Here is a 21,378-nt window from a genome sequence, read left to right on the forward strand (position 1 = left end):
TATTTGCTTGGTTTCGCGCCACTCTAGAGCAAGCCGCGAACAAGTTCATTGGGGAAATAGGGATACGATGCAGATTGAAGAGATTTAATTTCCGGCCGCTTGTAATACGTCCAATTCGCCCACTCTTCGTCGGGCGGGATTGGGCAGGACCGAAGCCCTGCCCCAGAGACGTCTTAGTACTTGGACATTGTTGGCTCTTCAACAATGGGCTCTTGGATGTAAACTGTTTCTTCTTTGGCGCTACACGCAGTGACCAATGCAACAAGGCTAATGGCGAGCAATGATTTGATTGTTGTGGACATAGAGGTCTCCTTTTTTTCCGGCACTGCGCTCCCAACCTGAGAACGCTACCTTGGCGCAATACCGACTCAACGGTTTTCGCCATGCCAGAAGGAACCATAATAGTTCCAAATGGAAATAAAAGCTCCTGCGCACGTAACTTGATGCAGAATTCATGCGAACGTTGCCGCAAGCCCACGAAAACCCTATGCAGTTGAGAAAAAGTCATAATTCTCCCCACGCGCATTGCGCATCTCGGATTACAAAGCTCTCGAAGAACTGCGTCACATCGGGGTTCATTTCGCCGAATTCTATGTCCACTTGCGACAGGGAAATAACCAACTCAACCTCGGTATCGTCATGCTTTTCGATGATCTGCGGGAGTGCGTAATTCTCACATAAGTACAGAATATCTTCGACCGACACGTCATAACCCACCTTGGAAACATCTGGTGCAACGAACCGGAAGGTTGCGTAGGGTGGATCGTTTTCATCTATCCAGATGACCTGCTTAAACTTGATATCTTGGCCCGACGGCACCGCGAAGGGTTCGGCCACTGCCGCCCCCGCCATCGCGACATATATCAGGCACGCCACTCTCATTTCTGCGCATCCTCTGGCCGACGCGCAATGCAATCAACCTCCACCAAAGCGCCAACGGCGAGCGCTGTAACGCCAACGGTCGTGCGCGCGGGGCGACGGTCCTTGGGGAAGTAGCTTTGATATGTCTCGTTAAACGCTGCGTAGTCGCGCTCAAACTCAGTTAGAAAACAACGACACTGAACAACGTCGCTCAGATCAAGCCCCAACTGTCCCAGAATAAGCGCGAGGTTGTCCATAACCCGTCGTGTTTGAGCCTCGATTCCTTCGGGCAGAGGAGCATCGGGTGCGGCGGGATCGGTTGGCATTTGCCCAGTTAGAATGACCCAACCATCGGCCTCTACCGCATGGGAAAACGGCGCAACGGGGCGTGGACCATCAGCAAATAGATGAAAATCAGGCATCCGCGGCCTCCCTAATGTTCGCAAAGCGCATCCAGCGCGCTCGATTACTTGGGCTCGCAAGGACCGAGGCGATCTGTGCTTTGATATGTGCCTTGGGATAGCTGCGCGAAGCCATTTCACCGCCCGCTGTAACTACAAGGCCGGCATCGCCGCTCTCGATCACTACAACTGGAGAAAACCCACGTAGATCACGCAATTCGCGCCACATATCCTGACGGATCTGGTGCGCCAGCCGCGCTCTTGCACACATAGGAAATGTGGTTCGCGCCGAAACATCAAGCCGCACGTTCCCCTTGCGAGAAAGGGTCAGGCGACCAACGGACCGCTCTATGTGCCACCTGTGTTTCATTAACTGCTAAGCACCTGTAAACCAAACATTTCGTGCCCTTAAAGAGGAATATTGTCGTGTTTCTTCCACGGGTTTTTCAACTGTTTGTTCCGCAACGAAGCAAACGCCCGCGCAACACGTTTGCGGGTACTGCGCGGACGGATCACCTCATCAATAAAGCCACGCTCAGCGGCAACAAACGGATTGGCGAAACGGTCCTCATAGTCCTTGGTGTGCTGGGCGATTTTCGCTTCGTCGCCAATGTCGGCACGGTGAATAATCTCGGTTGCGCCCTTTGCCCCCATCACGGCGATCTCTGCTGATGGCCACGCATAGTTAAAGTCGCCGCGAAGGTGTTTGCTCGACATAACATCATAGGCGCCGCCGTAGGCCTTGCGTGTGATTACCGTCACCTTGGGTACCGTTGCCTCGCCATAAGCGAACAGAAGCTTGGCGCCGTGTTTAATAACGCCACCAAATTCCTGACTCGTGCCGGGGAGGAAACCGGGCACGTCAACGAGCGTCAGAATAGGAATCTCAAACGCGTCACAGAAACGAACAAAGCGGGCTGCCTTACGAGAGCTATCAATATCAAGGCAGCCCGCCAGAACCATCGGCTGGTTCGCCACAACGCCCACGGTGGAGCCTTCGAGACGAATAAATCCAGTGATGATATTCTTTGCGAAATCCTCTTGGATTTCATAAAAATCGCCCTCATCGCCAATCTTGAGGATCAACTCTTTCATGTCGTAGGGCGTATTTGCATTCTCAGGAACGAGCGTATCAAGGCTCTCTTCTATGCGATCCGGCGCGTCAAAGAACGGGCGCACGGGTGGCTTTTGTTGATTGTTAAGCGGTAGAAAATCGACCAAGCGGCGCACCTCGGTCAGGGCCTCCACGTCGTTTTCAAAGGCGGCATCCGCCACGCTGGATTTCTTGGTGTGCGTCGCGGCACCGCCAAGTTCCTCGGCGCTGACGACCTCATTAGTCACGGTTTTCACGACGTCAGGTCCGGTCACGAACATATAGGACGTATCCTTGACCATAAAAATAAAGTCGGTCATGGCGGGCGAGTATACTGCACCACCCGCACAAGGCCCCATAATCAAAGAAATCTGCGGTACTACACCTGAGGCGAGGACGTTACGCTGGAAAACCTCGGCATATCCCGCGAGGCTTGCGACACCTTCCTGAATACGCGCGCCGCCCGAGTCGTTAATCCCTATCACTGGCGCGCCGTTTTGCATCGCCATATCCATAATCTTGCAGATCTTTTGCGCATGCGTTTCCGAAAGCGAACCACCAAACACTGTGAAATCCTGAGAAAACACATAAACCATACGGCCGTTGATCGTGCCCCATCCAGTGATCACACCATCCCCTGCGGGGCGCTGTTTTTCCATGCCGAAATCGGTACAACGGTGCGCAACGAAGGTGTCGAACTCTTCAAAGCTCCCCTCGTCCAAGAGCAATTCTACTCGCTCGCGTGCGGTCAACTTTCCCTTGCTGTGTTGCGCATCAATGCGTTTCTGCCCACCACCCATTTTTGCTTGGGCGCGGCGCTCTATGAGCTCGGCATCGACATCTTTCATAGCTTCTCTCCCGCAAGAAAACGTTTCTTACGAACAGTTTGGGGCGCATTCCCTAAAAAGCCAAGGATTATTCAGTATATTTGCAAATCTATTTGCAACAAGTCATCGCAAACTGCAAATGTGCAAATCAATAATATTCCGATTTGCAAGATGGACATTCGCACAAACCGCCTCTAGACAATTTTGAATGGATGGAAAACCAAACGTTCAGTTTCTCAATAGAAGCACACCACCGCATCTTTCGACCCTCATATTATTAGCGGGTATTGCTGCTCTTTCGATGAACATCTTTCTGCCTTCTCTTGCGGGAATGGCAGAGCATTTCGACACCGAATACCGACTCATCCAACTTTCTGTGGCTCTATACTTGGCGGTAAACGCTATCCTTCAGGTATTCATTGGCCCAATCTCGGACCGTTTCGGCCGCCGCCCCGTCATACTTTGGGGGCTGGTGATCTTCCTTGTGGCGACACTTGGTTGTATTTTCGCGCCCACAGTTGAAGTCTTCCTACTGTTTCGCATTCTTCAGGCCGTAATCGTAACCGGAATGGTGCTTTCGCGCGCCGTTGTGCGCGATATGGTCGGACAAAACGAAGCCGCATCAATGATCGGATACCTTACTATGGGCATGTCCGTTGTTCCGATGATCGGCCCCGCTATCGGCGGCGTTCTGGATGCACTCTACGGCTGGCAGGCGAGCTTTTGGATGCTGTTCATTCTGGGCGCGCTCTTGCTCTGGCTCGCGAACCGAGACCTCGGCGAAACGGCCAGCCAAACATCCACAAGCTTCAGAGCGCAGATCAAGCAATACCCCGAACTTTTCGGATCGCGCCGTTTTTGGGGGTATGTTGCCTGCGCTACTTTCGCGTCGGGCTCATTCTTTGCGTATCTTGGCGGCGCACCCTACATCGCCACTGAGGTCTATCACCTCCCCACTGAATTGACGGGCCTGTATTTCGGCGCTCCGGCTATCGGATACTTCTTCGGGAATTTCATCTCCGGTCGTTTTTCGCGACAGGTCGGCACCGATAAAATGATCCTTTTCGGCAGCATTTTTTGCGCGCTCGGAATGGGCGCGGCCTATTTGACGTTTGCCTTTAGCGAAGGATCTGTTGAGATCTTCTTTGCCTTCATGACCTTCATTGGCTTGGGCAACGGTTTGGTTCTCCCGAATGCGAACGCAGGGATGCTATCCGTGCGGCCCCACCTCGCGGGGACAGCAAGCGGAATCGGCGGCGGTATTATGATCGGCGGCGGCGCGGCACTCTCCGCCTATGCGGGTACGCTTCTTAGCCCCACCGCAGGTCCGTTGCCGCTTATCGCCCTCATGCTCGCGTCATCGGTTCTTGGGGTGATTTCTATCGTCTACGTCTTGCGCCGCACACAAGAGATCGCCTAAATTTGCAAAACTGCGCCTTCGGGCGGCAAAACTGCAAAGATTCGGGCGGAGGTGCACATGGCGACGCAGAAACTCTATGCTGGGGTAAAGCTCCGCGAAACGCGCACCAAGCTTGGCCTGACGCAAAAAGCCTTTGCCGCGAAACTCGGCATCTCTCTGCCCTACCTGAACCAGATGGAGAACAACAACCGCCCGATCAGTACAGGCGCGGTTCTTGCCCTTGCACAGGAATTCGGGTTCGACGTGACCGAGCTTTCGGTCGGGGATTCAGAGCGGATGGTCAGCGATCTGCGCGAGGCTCTCGCCGATCCGATCTTCAGCGCCAATCAACCACCGATGGCGGATTTACGGCTGGCGGCATCCAATGCGCCAATGCTTGCGCGTGCGTTCATCGACCTGCACCGCGCCTATCGTCAGAGCCACGAACGCTTGGCCTCTCTCGACGAAGCATTAGGCCGCGAGGACAGCCGCAGCGCACCCAGCCCGTGGGAAGAGGTTCGGGATTTCTTTCATTACTGCGACAACTATATCGACGCAGTCGACCGCGCCGCCGAACGGTTCGCCGCCAAAGATCAGGGCGGAATAAGCTCAGAAGAGCGCGCGACCGACGCCCTGAATGCGCTGGGAATTCAGGTGAAATTCAGTGACTCCGTAGGGATACGTGGCTTCGATGCCGCCACTCAAACACTGACGCTTTCCAAATTCATGTCGCCTGAAACGCGGCGTTTTCAACTCTTGCTACAACTTGCACTGCTTACGCACAACGAATTGCTGGAAGCGACACTTGATCTCGCGCGTTTCCATACCGAAGAAGCGCGGGAAATTGCGAAAATCGGCCTTGCGAATTACTTCGCGGGGGCGGCGCTCCTTCCCTATCAGGCCTTTCTTGAGGCCGCGCATCGCGAACGGCACGATCTGGAATTGCTCTCGGCCCAGTTTGGCGCATCAATCGAACAGGTCGCACACAGGCTGTCGACGCTGCAACGCACGGGTGCCAAGGGCATCCCCTTTTTCTTTGTGCGCGTTGATCAAGCAGGCACAATCACCAAACGCCATAGCGCCACACGGCTACAGTTCGCCCGCTTCGGAGGGGCCTGTCCGCTTTGGAACGTTCACCGCGCATTTGAAACGCCCGGGCGCTTCTTGCGCCAGCTTGCACAAACCCCGGATGGGCTTAAGTACTTCTGCCTTGCAAGGGATGTTTCCAAGCCCGCGGGCTCTTTTCAGGCGCCCGTTCGACGGTATGCCATTGGGTTGGGATGTGAAGTCAAACACGCAGAGCACCTTGTTTATGCAGATGATTTTGACATAAAGAACGAACGCGCTTTTGAGCCAATCGGCGTGAGCTGTCGTATATGCGAGCGCCCGAATTGCCATCAACGCTCTGTACCGCCACTCGAAGCGCGGCTAAAAGTCGATCATAACGCGCGCGGCATCCTACCGTATGAAATCCTCTCGTAGGCAAAATCCAGAAGGACACTGACATGGAACTCAGCGACACACGCATCATCAAGGCCAATCGTGAAACGGTTTGGGCACATCTGAACAACCCCGAAACTCTCGCCGCATGTATTCCAGGGTGCGAAGAACTCACAGGCTCCGCAGATGAAGGATTTGAGGCCGTCGTGAAGCAAAAAGTCGGCCCCGTTAAAGCGACGTTCAAAGGTGGCGTAACGCTTTCGGACGTTGACGCACCCAACGGATATCGGATTTCGGGAGAGGGCAAAGGCGGTGTGGCCGGATTTGCAAAGGGCGGTGCCGACGTGCGTTTGCGCGAAGTTCCAGAAGGCACGGAACTCTCTTACGAAGTGGACGCAAAGGTTGGCGGCAAGCTCGCACAACTTGGAAGCCGCCTTATCGACGGCTTTGCCAAGAAGATGACCGCAAGCTTCTTTGAGAAATTTCAAGAGATCGTCGAAGGACCATCCGAACCAGCCTAGCGTTGCGCTTGCTGCCAGTTCGGATTGATCCACGGCTCTGACTGATCGGGGGAAAGCATACCCTGCCCCAGAATATGGTCGGCGGCTTTTTCGCCAACCATGATCGACGGGGCGTTCAAATTGCCATTGGTGATCTGCGGGAAAATAGAGCTATCCGCCACCCGCAGGCCATCAACTCCGATCACGCGGCATTCAGGATCAACCACAGCAAATGGATCATTCGCCGCGCCCATGCGCGCGGTGCCGCAAGGGTGATAGGCACTCTCGACTTCATCACGGATAAATTCGTCCAGCTCATCGTCTGACTGAATCGCCGCTCCGGGTTGGATTTCGTGTTTTACATATGGGGCAAAAGCATCCTGCGAGAATATCTCGCGTGTAAGGCGAATACCCTTGCGGAAATCGGACCAGTCCTGTGGGTCCGACATATAGTTAAACAGAATTTTTGGTGCCTCGGATGGATCTGCGCTCGCGAGGGTAACTGCGCCGCGGCTCTTGGATCGCATCGGCCCCATGTGCGCCTGAAATCCGTGCCCTTCTGCTGCGGCTTTCCCATCATACCGAACGGCCATAGGCAGGAAATGATACTGAATATCTGGGTACTCAACCCCTGCACTACTGCGAATAAATGCGGCACTTTCGAATTGGTTCGACGCGCCAAGACCGGTTCGCGATAATAGCCACTGCGCGCCAATTGCCGCCTTGCTGGGAAGGTTCCAGTAGCGATAGAGCGTAATCGGCTTGAGCGATGCGTATTGCAGGTAAAGTTCCAGATGATCCTGAAGATTTTGCCCGACACCTGCGCGATCCGCAACGATATCAATTCCGTGTTCCGCCAGATGTGCAGCAGGCCCGATACCCGAGAGCATCAGCAACTTCGGCGTGTTGATCGACGAGGCCGCAAGGATCACTTCGCGGTTTGCACGTATAACCTCTTGGTGGCCATTTCGCCGCACTTCGATCCCCACAGCGCGGCCTTCTTCGATCACTACACGCTCTACGAAGCCGCGCAGAAGCTTGCAATTTTTGTGACGCAGCGCAGGGCGCAGATACGCATTCGCTGCCGACCAACGCCGCCCGCCAAATACCGTTTGCTCCATAGGGCCGAAGCCCTCTTGCTGCTGGCCATTATAATCATCGGTCGTGGGGTATCCCGCCTGTTTTCCCGCCTCTACGAAAGCCTTGAACAACGGGTTTTTTCGCGGTCCACGCGTGACATGGAGAGGGCCTTTGTTGCCCCGCCACGCGGCGTCACCGCCGTGGCCGCTATGGTGCCATGTCTCCATGCGTTTGAAATAGGGAAGCACATCAGAATAGGACCAGCCAGAGGCGCCCATACTTTGCCAGGTGTCGAAATCTCGCGCATGTCCGCGCACGTAGACCATTCCATTGATCGACGACGATCCGCCGACCACTTTGCCGCGCGGACAGGCGAGCCTGCGACCATTCAGGTGCGGTTCAGGCTCGCTGGAGTATCCCCAGTCATAACGTTTCATGTTCATCGGATAGGACAAAGCGGCGGGCATCTGGATAAACGGGCCGATGTCACTGCCGCCGTGCTCGACCACAAGGACATCTTTGCCCGCTTCCGCCAACCGGTACGCCAATGCGCACCCCGCCGAGCCCGCGCCCACGATGACATAATCAGCCTGCATCAGAGTTTCTCCGAAACGCTAGAATTAATATGGCGCATCGACGTCTCCTGCGGCGACATAGACCGACTTCACTTGCGAGTAGTGACCGATCGCTTCTTTGGAGTTCTCACGTCCGATCCCGCTGGCCTTGACGCCACCGAATGGGGCCTCAACTGGTGCCAGATTGTAGGTATTTATCCAGCAAGTACCCGCCTCCAGCGCATCAACCACGCGGTGGCCGCGCGCCAAATCCTTGGTAAAGACTGCCGCAGAGAGGCCAAATTCCGTCTCGTTTGCGCGGCGAATAGCTTCTTCTTCGTCCTCGAAATCAAGGACGGCCATTACTGGGCCAAAAATCTCCTCGCGCGCGATGGTCATATCATCGGTCACGTCCGAGAATACCGTTGGTGCAACCACAAGCCCTTCACGTTCACCACCTGCGAAAAGCGTCGCGCCCTCTTCGCGTCCTTTGGCGATGTAACCGGTCACAATATCAGCTTGTCGTGCGCTGACCATTGGACCGAAATTCACGGATTCGTCTTGCGGATCTCCCGTCACAACATCGGCCAGTCGCTCTTTGAGGCGTTGGAGGAATTTTTGCTTAATTCCCTTTTGGACAAAGACTCGCGTGCCGTTCGAGCATACCTGACCCGACGAATAAAAATTGCCGAGGATAGCGCCCCCGACTGCGGCTTCGACATCGGCGTCATCAAACACGAGCATGGGTGACTTGCCCCCAAGCTCCATCGTGACGTGCTTCATCTGCGCGGCGGCGGCGGCATAGACCTTGCGGCCCGTTGGAACCGAACCCGTCAACGATACCTTGGCGATACGTGGATCAGTTGCCAATGCGGCCCCCACATCTCCGAGCCCTTGCACAACGTTGAACACACCCGCAGGAACGCCGGCCTCAATCATAATTTCCGCTATTTTCAAGGCACATAGCGGCGTCGTCTCACTTGGTTTGAAAACAAGTGCGTTTCCGCAAGCGAGCGCGGGTGCAGCTTTCCAACAGGCGATCTGGGTCGGGTAATTCCACGCGCCGATCCCTGCGCAAACACCGAGGGGTTCACGCTTGGTATAGACGAAATCGCCGTCTGCTAAGGGGATATATTCGCCCGTCAGGCTCCCCGCCAATCCGCCAAAATATTCCAATGCATCGGCACCGGATGTAGCGTCCGCAACAAGCGTTTCCTGAAGTGGCTTGCCCGTGTCATATGTCTCAAGAACCGACAGCGCGTGATTATTTTCGCGGATCACATTCGCCGCGCGAACAAGGATACGGCCGCGCTCGGCTCCGCTCATCGCGGCCCATTTCTTTTGTCCCTCGACAGCACTTGCAATGGCCTGATCAATCACGTCGGGTGTCGCGGAATGGACTTTCGCGATCACTTCGCCCGTCCATGAATAGATCACGTCTATGACGGTGCCTGCAGTATCTTCGAGGTAGGCGCCATTTACGAAATGGCTGGCGGTTGGTTGCTGTTTCATGACGCATCCTGATGTTCGAGAACTCCGGCAAGGTAGGCCAGAGCAAGTTTTGTTGGATTGATATTGTCGTCCCGCTCAAGGGCACGACGGATATAGAGCCCGTCAATAAGGGCGGCGATTCCTTCGGCACATTCTTCGACGCGGCTTTCATCAACGAGGGCACGTAAATCGTAAACCAGATTAGATCGCAAACGACGTTGATAAACTGACAACAGTCGTCGGGCCCCTTTTGAACGCTGCGCGAGAACATAGAAGTTCAGCCAAGCCCCCACGACCTCGGTGCGAAAGTTGCTGGGCTCGAATCCTGCTGCAATGATCCCTTCGATACGGGCGCGCGGCGTATCCGCGATCGCGAGCGAGGCCCGAACCTGCGCGCCATAGACACCAAGGATATAGCGCATCGAGGCCAGAAATATCTGTTCCTTGCCGCCGAAATAGTGATGCGCCAGCGCACTCGACACCCCTGCCCGCTTGGCGATTTGGCTTACCGTCACGTCCAGTGATCCCGCGAGGCCGACTTCAGTAATAGTCGCTTTTATCAGCGCGGCACGTCGGATAGGCTCCATTCCAAGTTTTGGCATAGCATTCTCCAAAGGGTTGCAATACAACTGATGCTAGTTTTTAATTGACTCGTCAATCAACAAAATCACGAGTCCACAGGGAGCACACACATGAAGACTAAATTTGCTTTGAAATCGACAATCTCGGCAATGGCGCTTGCGATTGCAGGTACAGCAGCCGCAGCAGACTGTGGAACAGTCACATTCTCTGACGTTGGCTGGACAGACATCACCGCAACGACCGCCGCGACAACCGTTGTGCTTAAGGCGTTGGGCTATGAGACTGATGTAAAAGTTCTCTCGGTACCTGTGACGTATACCGCGATGGCACAGGGTGACATCGACGTTTTCCTAGGTAACTGGATGCCGACAATGGAAGGCGACATCGCCAAATATCGCGAAGAAGGCACCGTGGACACCGTTCGCGAAAACCTTGAAGGTGCGAAATACACTCTCGCGGTTAATGCCGCCGGTAAGGCACTGGGGATCAACGGTTTTGCAGACATCGCCGCGCACGCAGACGCTCTTGACGGCAAGATCTATGGCATTGAAGCGGGCAACGACGGCAACCGTCTTATTCAGTCCATGATCGATGAAAATGCCTTTGGCCTCAGCGACTTTGAAGTTGCGGAAAGCTCCGAACAAGGGATGCTGGCGCAGGTGGAACGTCTGACGAAAAAAGACGAACCAATCGTTTTCCTTGGTTGGGAACCCCACCCGATGAACGCCAACTTTGACATGAGCTATCTTGAGGGCGGCGACGACTTCTTTGGTCCCGACCTCGGCGGCGCAACCGTTTATACAAACACGCGCAAAGACTATGTCACGGAGTGTGAAAATGTCGGCACGTTCCTTGGCAATCTGAAATTCACGCTCGAGATGGAAAACGAAATCATGGGCGGAATCCTAAATGATGGTGCCGCTCCAGAAGAGGCCGCAACGGCATGGCTATCTGCCAATCCCGACGCGATTACGCCTTGGCTTGAAGGCGTAACAACGCTGGACGGCGGCGACGCAACCGCAGCAGTCAAGGCCGCACTAGGAATGTAAAAACAACCGTGCCGCCCCCGATCAGAGGGCGGCACACTTCTTTGCGACACATACGAGCAGCCCTTAAAAAAAGAAATACGAGGCCCCATGGACTGGCTAACCGACACGAAAATCCCCCTCGGCAAGACCGCGGAAACCATCTTTGATTGGCTACAGCGCGAAGGCGAGGTCTTTTTCGATGCATTGGCCAACGTCATGGAGGCGATGATCGAGGCGATCCTCTGGTGCCTACAAACGCCACATCCCTTCGTTATCATCGCGATCTTTGCAGGGGGGGCATATGCACTTCAGCGCCGTTGGCAGATCAGCTTGGGCGTTGTGCTCGGGTTTCTTTTCATCATTAACCAAGGTTATTGGGAAGAAACGACCGAAAGCCTGACGCTGGTGCTTTCTGCATGTGTGGCCTGTATGGGTATTGGCGTTCCTATTGGGATTGCCTCTGCGCATCGCCCACGAATGTATCAGGTCCTGCGCCCGATCCTCGATTTGATGCAGACGCTGCCAACCTTCGTCTATCTCATTCCCGCGATTGTATTCTTTGGCATCGGGCTTGTTCCCGGCCTGATCGCGACCGTTATCTTTGTGCTCCCTGCCCCTATTCGCCTCACCCATCTGGGCATCAGCACGACCCCAACCTCCCTTCTTGAGGCCGCCGAAGCCTTTGGCGCCACGCCACGGCAAAAGCTCTGGAAAGTAGAGCTTCCTTACGCCGTTCCGCAAATCCGCGCGGGCCTCAACCAAACGATCATGCTCTCGCTTTCGATGGTGGTAATCGCAGCGCTTGTTGGCGCCGATGGCCTCGGAGTGCCCGTTCTGCGCGCTCTTAACACTGTTAATCCGGCCCTCGGGTTTGAAAGTGGCACGATCATCGTTGTCGTCGCTATCATGCTTGATCGCGTCCTAAGGATCGAACGTAAATGACCCAATCCAATCGCCAAACTGCCGTAACATTCGATGACGTGTCGATTGTATTCGGCGATGCACCCGAAACCGCCCTGCCCCTTATGGACAAAGGCCAGACCCGAAGCGAAATCCAAACAAAAACCGATCAGATTCTGGGCGTGCACAATTGCCGTCTGACCGTAAGCGAAGGCGAAATTCTCGTTCTTATGGGGCTTTCCGGCTCTGGCAAATCGACACTTCTGCGCGCCGTTAATGGGCTTAATCCCGTTGTGCGCGGCTCGGTTTCGGTGAACGACGGCGGTGAGATGGTGAATGTCACCAACGCCGACGCCGATACCCTCCGCCAGATTCGACTTGAGCGGGTTGCGATGGTCTTTCAACAATTCGGACTGTTCCCTTGGCGCTCGGTCGAGGAAAATGTCGGGCTTGGGCTAGAGTTGGCGGGTGTGGACAAAGAGACCTACACTTCACAAGTTGCGAAATACATCGATATGGTGGGCCTGAGCGATTGGGCCGGTCGCAAAGTTGGCGAACTCTCAGGTGGTATGCAGCAGCGCGTCGGGCTTGCGCGCGCATTTGCAACAGAGGCACCAATCCTGTTGATGGACGAGCCTTTCTCGGCACTTGATCCACTCATTCGCACACGCCTTCAGGACGAGCTTCTCGACCTTCAAAAATCGCTTGGTCGGACGATTATCTTCGTTAGCCACGATCTGGACGAGGCCTTCAAGCTAGGCGATCGCATCGCCATCATGGAAGGCGGACGGATCGTGCAATGCGGCACGCCAAAAGAGATCTACTCCAACCCTTCCAACGAATACGTTGCCGATTTTGTTGCCCACATGAACCCGCTAAACGTATTGATCGCGGGTGATATGGTCGAGCCAGTGGATGCGGAAACGCAAGGCGAAGTGGACGAGAGCACCACCCTCAACGCCGTTATGGAGCACCTGAGCGCGCAATCCTCGCCCATGGCCGTTACGCGAAATGGCAAGGTTATCGGACAGGTTTCGCAAGCCAGCGTTATGGCGAAGCTCGTTGATCCGCGCGAGGAAAACTAGATCGTCGGGGTCGCCCTTGCGGCGGCCTTGATTGCGGTCTTTTTGAGGACCATCTCACGCCACGCGATGAAACTGACGGACCCCATAATCAAGACACCACCGACAACGACCCAGATGTCTATTGGCTCGTTAAAGAGCACAAGCCCAACGAGCGCCGACCAGATAAGTTGAAGGAACGTAACTGGTTGAGTCACGGCCATTGGCGCAAGTCGGAACGCGAGGGTCATGGAATAGTGCCCACCCGTCGCAAGTGCCGCCACAAGGAATAGCCACCCAAGCTGCTCCACCGTTGGCGTCACCCAGACGGCCAAGGCGAACGGCAACAGCCCTATCGTCACCGTGATCGAAAGCATCCCGACGATCACTGTCGCATTCACTTTGCCGGCCATACGCCCTGCAATCAGATAGCTTACGGCAAAGGCAAGCGCAGTGCCGATCATCGCAATATGTCCGGGCGAAACCTCCCTAAAACCGGGGCGCAGAATAAGTAGCCCACCACAAAGTGCTACGATGATCGCAGCGATACGGCGCATGGCAAGCTTCTCCCCGAGGAAAATTGCCGCACCAATCGTTACGTAAATCGGGGACATATAGTTCATCGCCGTAACCTCAGCGAGAGGGATTTGGGTCATGGCATAGAACCACGCAATCACCCCAAGGGCATGAACAAAACCACGCAGCGAAAACAACGCAATCCCGTTTCGATCCAGCGCTCCGCTGGTCCAAGCACTCTTGAGCGCAGGAAGCATCGGCAAGAGAAACACAAGCCCGAGAAGATATCGAAGGAACGCAGACTCGGCGGCAGGGATGTCATTGCCCACGATCTTGACAACGACGTTCACCCCTACAAAAAGTAGGCCGGTCACCAGCATCCATAGGATCGCGAGTATTGTCGGGTTCAAGCGCGAGATCATGCGTCGAATTGACCTGATGTCCGTCAAATGTACAAGCGTTCAATTGTATTGCTACGATCCAAGCAAAAGCGTCAGGGCGATGGTCCACATGGTCGCACCGACAAAGCACTCAAGAAAGCGCCACGAACTTGGCTTTGCAAACAGCGGCGCAAGAAAACGTGCGCCATACCCCAAGGCAAAGAAGAAGCTAAACGAGGCCAGAGTGGCCCCCAGAGCAAACCCATAGCGCCCGACATCATACTGCGCGGAAATACTGCCCAGAAGCACCACAGTATCGAGATAAACATGCGGGTTCAGCCATGTCAGCATAAGGAGTGCAATGACTGTTCTCTGCAATGATTGCTTGGGCGCAGTCGCAGGATCAAGCGCTTCCCCGCCGCGCCACGCCGCGCGAAATGCCATCGCTCCGTAAACAAAAAGGAACGCCGCTCCGCCATATTTCACCAGCGGGAGAACGTTCGGAAGGACGCGCTCGATCTGTGCGAAGGCAAAAACTCCGGTGAGGATCAGGATCGCGTCGGACCCAGCACAGAGCAACACGATCGGCAATACATGCGATTGCCGGATTCCCTGACGCAGAACAAAGGCGTTCTGTGCCCCGATTGCCATAATGAGGCTCAGGCTAGTTGCATATCCGGCGAAAAACGCGGCTGGTGTGAAGGCGATCATGGCTATCTCTTGATTTGTTTTGCGTTTGATAGCGGGGCCGATTGAGTTAGTCTAATTAAAGAATCTAACTCTAGATTAGGAATACTAATGATCGATTCCAAATCTCTGGCGGCACTCTCGGCGATCTTGAGGCACGGAAGTTTTGAGGCCGCGGCGCACGAACTATCCGTTACGCCTTCGGCGATTTCACAGCGCATCAAGTCGCTTGAGGATCGCCTCGGAACGGTTCTGTTGCAACGCGGCACACCCGCGACCGCGACTGAAACCGGTCAGCGCCTCGTGCAGCACGCGGAAGAAATTGGCCTACTGGAAGCTTCACTTGCCAAGGACCTCGGCCTGCCAGATGCCAACGCCCCTTATATCAAGATTGCGACGAACGCGGACAGCCTTGCCACGTGGTTGATGCCAGCTCTAGCGGAATGTGAGGGGATGCTGATTGAGTTGATCGTCGACGATCAGGATCACTCTGCGGATTGGCTGCGCCGTGGTGAGGTGCAGGCCGCGATCACGTCCCATAACACGGCCATTCAAGGAAGCGATTGCACGCCGCTTGGCAACTTGAGATATATCGCCTCATGCAGCGGCGCCTACCAAGAGAGATGGTTTTCTGACGGCATCAATGAGCATTCCCTAAAGGTCGCGCCAGCCTTGTTATTTAACCGCAAGGACCGCCTACAGCGGGACTGGGTACGCCAGAAGGTCGGCCACGCGCTGGCGCTTCGATCACATCAGATCCCCTCCTCAGAAGGATTTGTAGAGGCTGCGCTCCTAGGGCTTGGGTGGGGAATGAACCCTGAAATCCTCATTGGTGACCACCTGAAAAGCGGTAGCCTTGTCGCGCTGGACCCAAAGCTACCGTTGGATGTTCCGCTGTATTGGCAAGCAAATCGGCGCGTCAGTCATGCGCTAGCGCCTTTGACCAAAGCAATCCACGCTGCGGCCAAGCGCGCGTTGCTCGCGCCATAAAAAAGGCCACGCAGAATGCGCGGCCTCTCGGTATTGGTATCGTCGTTGGGAATTAAAGCTGTGCGAGTACTTCGTCGCTTGCTTCGAAGTTTGTTGTAACCCGCTGAACGTCGTCGTCATCTTCGAGCGCATCAACGAGCTTCATCAGCTTCTGCATACCCTCGAGATCGAGCTCGGTAGTGGTTGTTGGCTTCCAGATCAGCTTGGTGCTTTCGCTTTCACCTAGCTGCTCCTCCAATGCGGTAGACACAAGGTTCAGGTCAGTATCTGCGCAATAGATCGTGTGACCATCTTCGGAGCTTTCCACATCGTCAGCGCCCGCTTCAATTGCGGCCATCATCACGGTGTCAGCATCACCAACACTCTCGGGATAAACAATCTCGCCCACGCGATCGAACATGAAACTCACGGAACCTGTTTCACCAAGGTTGCCTCCGTTTTTGCTGAATGTCGAACGTACCGACGACGCCGTGCGATTGCGGTTGTCTGTCATCGCTTCGACGATCACGGCCACACCGTTGTTGCCGTAGCCCTCGTAGCGGATTTCTTCGTAGTCGTCGCCATCCCCTGCTGTGGACTTCTTGATCGCGCGTTCGATCACGTCCTTGGGGACAGATTGCGATTTTGCCTCTTTTACGGCCAAACGCAGACGCGGGTTCTTGTCGGGGTCTGGATCACCCATTTTCGCCGCAACTGTGATCTCTTTGGATAGTTTAGAAAACAGCTTCGAGCGGGCAGCGTCTTGGCGCCCTTTCCGGTGCTGAATATTTGCCCATTTGGAATGGCCTGCCATTGATGCCTCTTGCGTTCAAACTCGGTTGGATGCGCTTATAGAACAGGGCGCGGGTCTACTTCAAGAGTAGCTGCCCAATTCGCTAGAGTGGCCACAAGAACGGGATAATCGCAGACGCCAAAATACCGATAGAGAGGTTAAGCGGGATACCCACACGCAGGAAGTCCGAGAACTTGTACCCACCTGGACCATAGACCAACATATTTGTCTGATAACCAATCGGCGTCGCAAAACTGGCAGAGGCCGCAACCATCACCGCCACAACCAGCGGGCGTGGATCCACCCCCAATGCCGACGCAAGACCAATCGCGATAGGTGTCACAACAACCGCCACGGCGTTATTGGACACAAGCTCGGTCAGGATGGACGTCAGCAGGTAAATCGCCCAAACGATAAGGAATGGCGGCAATTGTTCCAACGCGGGGGCAATTGCATTGACGATCAACTCAATCGCACCTGATGCCTCCAACGCAGCCCCGATTGCGAGCATCGAGAAAATAAGCGCGAGCAAACGGCCATCAATAAACGCGAAGGCCTCGTCCGCATCTATGCACCGCGTCAGCAAGACAAGCGCAACCGCCAGAATCGACAGTAGGAATATAGGCGCAACACCGAACGCCGCGAGCGCTACAATCCCGACAAGGGACGCCACCGCAACAGGAGCATGCGCCCGCCGAAACGCGCGCTCGGACGGGTGGGAAACATCGGCAAGTGACATATCACTCACAAGACGCGCCACATCCTCTGGCGCCCCCTCAAGCAGCAAAGTATCCCCAACGCGCACCACAAGGTTATCTAACTGCCGACCGATATTCTGGTTACGCCGATGAACCGCCAACGTATAAACACCGTACCGACGCCGCAGGCGCATCGCACCAAGCGAACGGCCGACCATCTTGCAGTCGGGCGTGATCAGCACCTCAACCGTGCTTGTCTCAACCGCAGAGAGTTGATCGACGCGCTTGAGGGATTTATTCCGTTGAAGCGACAATAGCTCGGTCATTTCAGTACGCAGAACCACGCGGTCGCCAGCTTGAAGAACCACCTCACCGATATCGCGGCGCAAGGACCTATCGCCGCGCAAAACGTCAATAAGGCGCACCCCGTCGCGCTTGAAGAGTTGAACGCCCGCGACTTCGCGCCCGATTAGATCGCTGTCGGGTGGTATCGCCGCCTCGCTAAAGAACTTTTTCTTGGAACGGTCTGTCAGAAGGCTCGCCATGCTGTCGCGCTCCGGAAGCAATTTCGGTGCAATATACCGAAGGTAAATCATCCCCCACGCGACCAAAACGATCCCAAGTGGCGTGACTTCAAAAATCGAAAATGCCTTAAGGCCATTCGCGCGTGCGACACCATCAACAAGCAGGTTCGTAGACGTACCGATCAGCGTAAGCGTCCCCCCCAAAATCGCCGCATATGACAGCGGGATAAGCAACTTGGACGCAGACACATCCAGTTTGCGCGCCAACTGCACAAAGACGGGGATCATAACAACCACAACGGGCGTGTTCGAAACCACAGCGGAGGCGAGAACCACAAAGCCCATGAGCGCCCCGATCGCGAACATAGGTCGCGTATCCACGTTGCGCTCCGCCTTCTGAGTGAACCATTCAAGCGCACCAGTACGCACAAGCGCGCCCATCACGATAAACATCGCCGCAATGGTCCAAGGTGCCGGGTTTGAGAGAACCTTAAGCGCATCATTATACGGGAGGACCCCAAGCACCAAGAGTGCGGCAACTCCTGCAATGGCGACCACCTCTGTCGGGTAGTTTTCGCGAAGAAACAGCACAAACATGACGCCAACGACCACCAAAGTAGCAATGGCTTGGCCGAACTGTGAAAACTCAAACAACATCATGGGTTTGTGGGCCTCTCTTGAATCGCTCTATATTCGCGTAGTGTGACCGCTTGCGCAAGCGCCGTTATGCATCACACGGTGGGGCCAGAGGGCTCTAACCGCCCTCCTTCGCGCACCATTTTCACCGTGGTGGCCTTGCCGGTTCTGTCGTCTGTTTCGACAAACAAACCAGAGAGGGTTGCCTCACCGTTCGCGGGGGTAAATCGGCCCTTACCCATCCCCGTAATGAAACGGCGCATCGGCTCTGCCTTTTCCATGCCAATGACCGAGTTGTAATCACCGCACATGCCTGCATCAGCTTGAAAAGCGGTGCCGCCCTCAAGGATTTGGGCATCGCCCGTCGGGATATGTGTGTGCGTTCCCACAACAACGCTTGCACGCCCGTCGCACCAATGCCCCATCCCCATTTTTTCGGAGGTGGCTTCGCAATGAACATCCACGAGGATCGCCTGTGCCTGACCGCCGAGAGGGTATTTCTTTAATACATTTTCGACCGCGGAGAATGGATCATCAAAGGCGCGTTTCATGAAGACCTGCCCAAGCACCTGTGTCACGAGAATTTTGCGCCCACGCCCGCCATCAAATAAGCGCGCGCCGCTCCCTGGTGCGGCTTTGGAGAAATTCAGCGGACGAATGATGCGCGGCTCTTTCTCGATATAGGTGAGCATATCTCGCTGGTCAAAAGCATGATCACCGAGGGTAATGCAATCCGCCCCCGCATCCAGAAGCACCTGCGCATGTGCAGGTGAAAGACCCGCGCCAGAGGTCGCATTCTCGCCATTCACAACGACGAAATCGAGCCGCCATTTCTCGCGAAGCGCCTTCAAGCGTTCAGAGATTGCATTGCGGCCAGAGCGACCAACGACATCACCAAGGAAAAGTATTCTCATGCTGCTTGGGTAAGGCTAAGCGCGTCCATAGGCAATGGGGATTTCATGCTGTGACACCAGTTTAGCGGGTAAATTGGCGGACCTTGGCCTCTGTTACGATGAAATCAAGCGGCTGGTCTGTGGGCTCTAGCGGAAGGGTCTCTTGGCACTGCGCCTCGAACGCAAACCCGATCGCAATCGTTGGCTGGGCTGCGCGCAGACCTTCAAGGGTTCGGTCGTAGAACCCGCCGCCATAGCCCAGACGATTACCCGCATTATCAAACGCCACAATGGGTACGATCAGCACCTGTGGAACGATAAATTCTGGCGCCTCAGGCACTTGTGTTCCAAAGTTCGCCGTCACCAGTTTTGTATCAGGGGTCCATCGTGCAAATCGTAGGGGCTGACCTTTAGATTGAATGACAGGAATACATACTGGTGCCGCGTGCGCTGCCATTGCCGCAAGAGGGCTGATCTCGGAGCGAATAGGAAGGTATCCTGCCAACGGAGCGGAGGCGTATGGTTCAAGAACCTCTGCAAGCTCGGTTTCTGGCGTAGCGCCCAGCGCGGCGAACGCTTCATTGCGGGCGGCAAATGCGACTTGGCGCGCGGTGTATTTCTGCTCTGAAAGGCTCATTAGAGGAGGACCAGCGTCGCCAACCCAAGGAAGGCAAAGAAGCCCGTTACGTCCGTCATCGTTGTCACGAATGTGCCCGAAGCCAACGCCGGATCAACGCCGACCTTATCCAGCACCACCGGTACAACCACCCCGACGAGGCCAGCGACGAAAAGGTTGATGATCATTGCCGCAGCAAGAACCATGCCCAACCCCGCACTGCCGTACCAAAGCAGCCCAATCACCCCGAGGACGGACGCAAAAAGCAACCCGTTCAATAGACCTACAAAAGACTCGCGGCGCACGATCCGCCATGTATTTCGAGCGGTCAAATCCTTGGTGGCAAGTGCGCGCACGGTCACGGTTAGACTTTGCGTACCTGCATTCCCGCCCATAGAGGCAACAATCGGCATTAACGCCGCCAGCACCACAAGTTGCGAGATCGTCGCCTCAAACTGCACAATCACTCGCGACGCAAGGATCGCAGTAAACAGATTAACCGCAAGCCATGGGAACCGTTGCTTGGCCGTTTCCCACAGTCGATCCGAAAGGCTCCCCTCGCCGACACCGGCAAGACGCATGATGTCTTCTTCGTGCTCTTCGTCCAGCACGTTCATCGCGTCATCAATCGTAATTACACCCACGAGCCGCCCACTATCGTCCACGACTGGCGCGGAAATCAGGTGGTATTGGTTGAACGCATAGGCCACGTCCGCTTCAGGCTGGGTCGCCGGAATGGTCCGAAAGCTCTCTTCCTGAAGGTCAGCGAGGCGCGTAGAGCGCGGAGCGCCAAGTAGTTTGCCAAGGGTCACATATCCGGTGGGACGCATCATCGGATCAATCAGGATCATATGATAGAATTGCTCAGGGAGTTCCTCGTCTTTTCTAAGGAAATCAATCGCCTCGCCGACGTTCCAATGCATTGGCGCGATCACGACTTCGCGCTGCATCAATCGTCCGGCGCTCTCTTCGGGATAGCTTAGAGAGTTCTGAACCGCGACGCGGTCCATATCGTCCAAGGCCTCAAGAATGGCGTCTTGTTGCGGTTTCTCCAGATCTTCGAGCAGGTCAACAACGTCATCGCTATCCAGATCACGCACGGCCTCGGCGAGGGTTTCAGGGGCGAAGTAGCCAAAGACTTCCTCGCGCAGGCCTTCGTCAAGCTCAGAGAGGACATCCCCGTCCAACTCCTCAGCGCATAGCGACAAAAGATCGCGCCGATCGCCCGAGTCAATTTGTTCCAGAAGGTCGGCGATGTCGGCAGGGTGAAGCGGATCGAGAAGCTCGATGAGCGTTTCGGTGTTTTGAGCGTAAACCGCTTCCAGAACACGTTTTACAAACGACGGAGAGAGTTCGTAGGCATCTTCTTCTGGTGCTTCGGTCGGGTTCTGAAGATCAGTCATCGGGGCCTCCGGCATTAGTTGAAGCCACCATAGGCAACCCCATTAC

22 protein-coding genes are annotated in these 21,378 nt (G+C 55.3%); 7 read left to right on the top strand and 15 right to left on the bottom strand.

Annotated features, from left to right (window positions below; translation table 11 throughout):
- Window positions 1-173 precede the first annotated feature (173 nt).
- From ACFE33_RS11315 to ACFE33_RS11335, 5 genes are all read right to left on the bottom strand, one after another.
- On the bottom strand, window positions 174-302 hold the full coding sequence (locus ACFE33_RS11315; RefSeq protein ID WP_380053380.1) for a hypothetical protein: 129 nt from the start codon (window positions 300-302) through the stop codon (window positions 174-176).
- Window positions 303-504: 202 nt separating this feature from the next.
- Window positions 505-882 carry a DUF6497 family protein gene (locus ACFE33_RS11320; protein ID WP_380053383.1) on the bottom strand — a complete coding sequence of 126 codons (378 nt, stop codon included), beginning with the start codon at window positions 880-882 and terminating at the stop codon, window positions 505-507.
- Window positions 879-1,283 carry a RidA family protein gene (locus ACFE33_RS11325; RefSeq protein ID WP_380053385.1) on the bottom strand — a complete coding sequence of 135 codons (405 nt, stop codon included), beginning with the start codon at window positions 1,281-1,283 and terminating at the stop codon, window positions 879-881. Before ACFE33_RS11325 ends, ACFE33_RS11320 begins: the two co-directional genes overlap by 4 nt.
- Window positions 1,276-1,632 carry a hypothetical protein gene (locus ACFE33_RS11330; RefSeq protein WP_380053388.1) on the bottom strand — a complete coding sequence of 119 codons (357 nt, stop codon included), beginning with the start codon at window positions 1,630-1,632 and terminating at the stop codon, window positions 1,276-1,278. The genes ACFE33_RS11325 and ACFE33_RS11330 overlap by 8 nt, the downstream gene beginning before the upstream one ends.
- Window positions 1,633-1,670: 38 nt before the next feature.
- Window positions 1,671-3,203, bottom strand: coding sequence for an acyl-CoA carboxylase subunit beta (locus tag ACFE33_RS11335; RefSeq protein ID WP_380053391.1), 1,533 nt, complete (start codon window positions 3,201-3,203; stop codon window positions 1,671-1,673).
- 187 nt (window positions 3,204-3,390) lie between these two features.
- On the opposite strand from ACFE33_RS11335, the gene ACFE33_RS11340 reads away from it, so the two are divergent.
- The 3 genes from ACFE33_RS11340 to ACFE33_RS11350 are packed head-to-tail and all read left to right on the top strand — an operon-like array spanning window position 3,391 to window position 6,542.
- On the top strand, window positions 3,391-4,602 hold the full coding sequence (locus ACFE33_RS11340; protein ID WP_380053393.1) for a multidrug effflux MFS transporter: 1,212 nt from the start codon (window positions 3,391-3,393) through the stop codon (window positions 4,600-4,602).
- A 57-nt stretch (window positions 4,603-4,659) separates the two neighbouring features.
- Window positions 4,660-6,063 (top strand): short-chain fatty acyl-CoA regulator family protein, encoded by a 1,404-nt coding sequence (locus ACFE33_RS11345; RefSeq protein ID WP_380053396.1) that lies wholly within the window; start codon window positions 4,660-4,662, stop codon window positions 6,061-6,063.
- A gap of 23 nt (window positions 6,064-6,086) precedes the next feature.
- The gene (locus ACFE33_RS11350) at window positions 6,087-6,542 is read left to right on the top strand and encodes a CoxG family protein (RefSeq protein WP_380053399.1); all 456 of its coding nucleotides are present in this window, start codon (window positions 6,087-6,089) and stop codon (window positions 6,540-6,542) included.
- Here ACFE33_RS11350 and betA read toward each other — a convergent pair.
- Genes betA through betI form a run of 3 tightly spaced genes read right to left on the bottom strand, consistent with a single transcriptional unit; the run spans window position 6,539 to window position 10,248 of the window.
- A complete protein-coding gene (betA, locus tag ACFE33_RS11355) occupies window positions 6,539-8,197 on the bottom strand; it encodes a choline dehydrogenase (RefSeq protein ID WP_380053400.1) in 1,659 nt (552 codons plus the stop codon). The genes ACFE33_RS11350 and betA overlap by 4 nt on opposite strands.
- 24 nt (window positions 8,198-8,221) lie before the next feature.
- A complete protein-coding gene (gene betB, locus ACFE33_RS11360; RefSeq protein WP_380053403.1) occupies window positions 8,222-9,667 on the bottom strand; it encodes a betaine-aldehyde dehydrogenase in 1,446 nt (481 codons plus the stop codon).
- Complete coding sequence (betI, locus tag ACFE33_RS11365) at window positions 9,664-10,248, bottom strand: transcriptional regulator BetI (RefSeq protein WP_380053406.1); 585 nt, start codon at window positions 10,246-10,248, stop codon at window positions 9,664-9,666. Before betI ends, betB begins: the two co-directional genes overlap by 4 nt.
- Before the next feature lie 90 nt (window positions 10,249-10,338).
- Here betI and choX point away from each other — a divergent pair, with 90 nt between their 5' ends.
- The 3 genes from choX to choV all read left to right on the top strand — a co-directional run bounded on the left by choX (window position 10,339) and on the right by choV (window position 13,241).
- Window positions 10,339-11,277 carry a choline ABC transporter substrate-binding protein gene (gene choX, locus ACFE33_RS11370; RefSeq protein ID WP_380053409.1) on the top strand — a complete coding sequence of 313 codons (939 nt, stop codon included), beginning with the start codon at window positions 10,339-10,341 and terminating at the stop codon, window positions 11,275-11,277.
- Between the two features lie 87 nt (window positions 11,278-11,364).
- Window positions 11,365-12,198 carry a choline ABC transporter permease subunit gene (gene choW / locus ACFE33_RS11375; protein ID WP_380053412.1) on the top strand — a complete coding sequence of 278 codons (834 nt, stop codon included), beginning with the start codon at window positions 11,365-11,367 and terminating at the stop codon, window positions 12,196-12,198.
- On the top strand, window positions 12,195-13,241 hold the full coding sequence (gene choV / locus ACFE33_RS11380) for a choline ABC transporter ATP-binding protein (protein WP_380053415.1): 1,047 nt from the start codon (window positions 12,195-12,197) through the stop codon (window positions 13,239-13,241). Before choW ends, choV begins: the two co-directional genes overlap by 4 nt.
- On the opposite strand, the gene ACFE33_RS11385 is transcribed toward choV, so the two are convergent.
- The gene (locus tag ACFE33_RS11385; RefSeq protein ID WP_380053417.1) at window positions 13,238-14,155 is read right to left on the bottom strand and encodes a DMT family transporter; all 918 of its coding nucleotides are present in this window, start codon (window positions 14,153-14,155) and stop codon (window positions 13,238-13,240) included. The two genes, choV and ACFE33_RS11385, sit on opposite strands and share 4 nt — an antisense overlap.
- Before the next feature lie 51 nt (window positions 14,156-14,206).
- On the bottom strand, window positions 14,207-14,824 hold the full coding sequence (locus ACFE33_RS11390) for a LysE/ArgO family amino acid transporter (RefSeq protein ID WP_380053420.1): 618 nt from the start codon (window positions 14,822-14,824) through the stop codon (window positions 14,207-14,209).
- 87 nt (window positions 14,825-14,911) lie between these two features.
- On the opposite strand from ACFE33_RS11390, the gene ACFE33_RS11395 reads away from it, so the two are divergent.
- Entirely contained in the window at window positions 14,912-15,790 is an 879-nt protein-coding gene (locus tag ACFE33_RS11395) for a LysR family transcriptional regulator ArgP (RefSeq protein ID WP_380053422.1), read from the top strand.
- A 52-nt stretch (window positions 15,791-15,842) separates the two neighbouring features.
- Here the strand turns inward: ACFE33_RS11395 and ACFE33_RS11400 are convergent, their stop codons facing one another.
- From ACFE33_RS11400 to mgtE, 5 genes are all read right to left on the bottom strand, one after another.
- Window positions 15,843-16,583 (bottom strand): YebC/PmpR family DNA-binding transcriptional regulator, encoded by a 741-nt coding sequence (locus ACFE33_RS11400; RefSeq protein WP_380053423.1) that lies wholly within the window; start codon window positions 16,581-16,583, stop codon window positions 15,843-15,845.
- Between the two features lie 82 nt (window positions 16,584-16,665).
- Window positions 16,666-18,444, bottom strand: a complete 1,779-nt coding sequence (locus ACFE33_RS11405) for an SLC13 family permease (protein WP_380053425.1) — start codon at window positions 18,442-18,444, stop codon at window positions 16,666-16,668.
- 71 nt (window positions 18,445-18,515) lie between these two features.
- The gene (locus ACFE33_RS11410; RefSeq protein WP_380053428.1) at window positions 18,516-19,334 is read right to left on the bottom strand and encodes a TIGR00282 family metallophosphoesterase; all 819 of its coding nucleotides are present in this window, start codon (window positions 19,332-19,334) and stop codon (window positions 18,516-18,518) included.
- Window positions 19,335-19,395: 61 nt separating this feature from the next.
- A complete protein-coding gene (locus ACFE33_RS11415) occupies window positions 19,396-19,950 on the bottom strand; it encodes a 5-formyltetrahydrofolate cyclo-ligase (RefSeq protein ID WP_380053431.1) in 555 nt (184 codons plus the stop codon).
- Window positions 19,950-21,332: a magnesium transporter gene (gene mgtE, locus ACFE33_RS11420; RefSeq protein ID WP_380053434.1), complete on the bottom strand. Its 1,383-nt coding sequence runs from the start codon at window positions 21,330-21,332 to the stop codon at window positions 19,950-19,952. Before mgtE ends, ACFE33_RS11415 begins: the two co-directional genes overlap by 1 nt.
- Window positions 21,333-21,378: the final 46 nt, after the last annotated feature.

The organism is Falsihalocynthiibacter sp. SS001 (genome assembly GCF_042445055.1).
GTDB lineage: Bacteria > Pseudomonadota > Alphaproteobacteria > Rhodobacterales > Rhodobacteraceae > Falsihalocynthiibacter.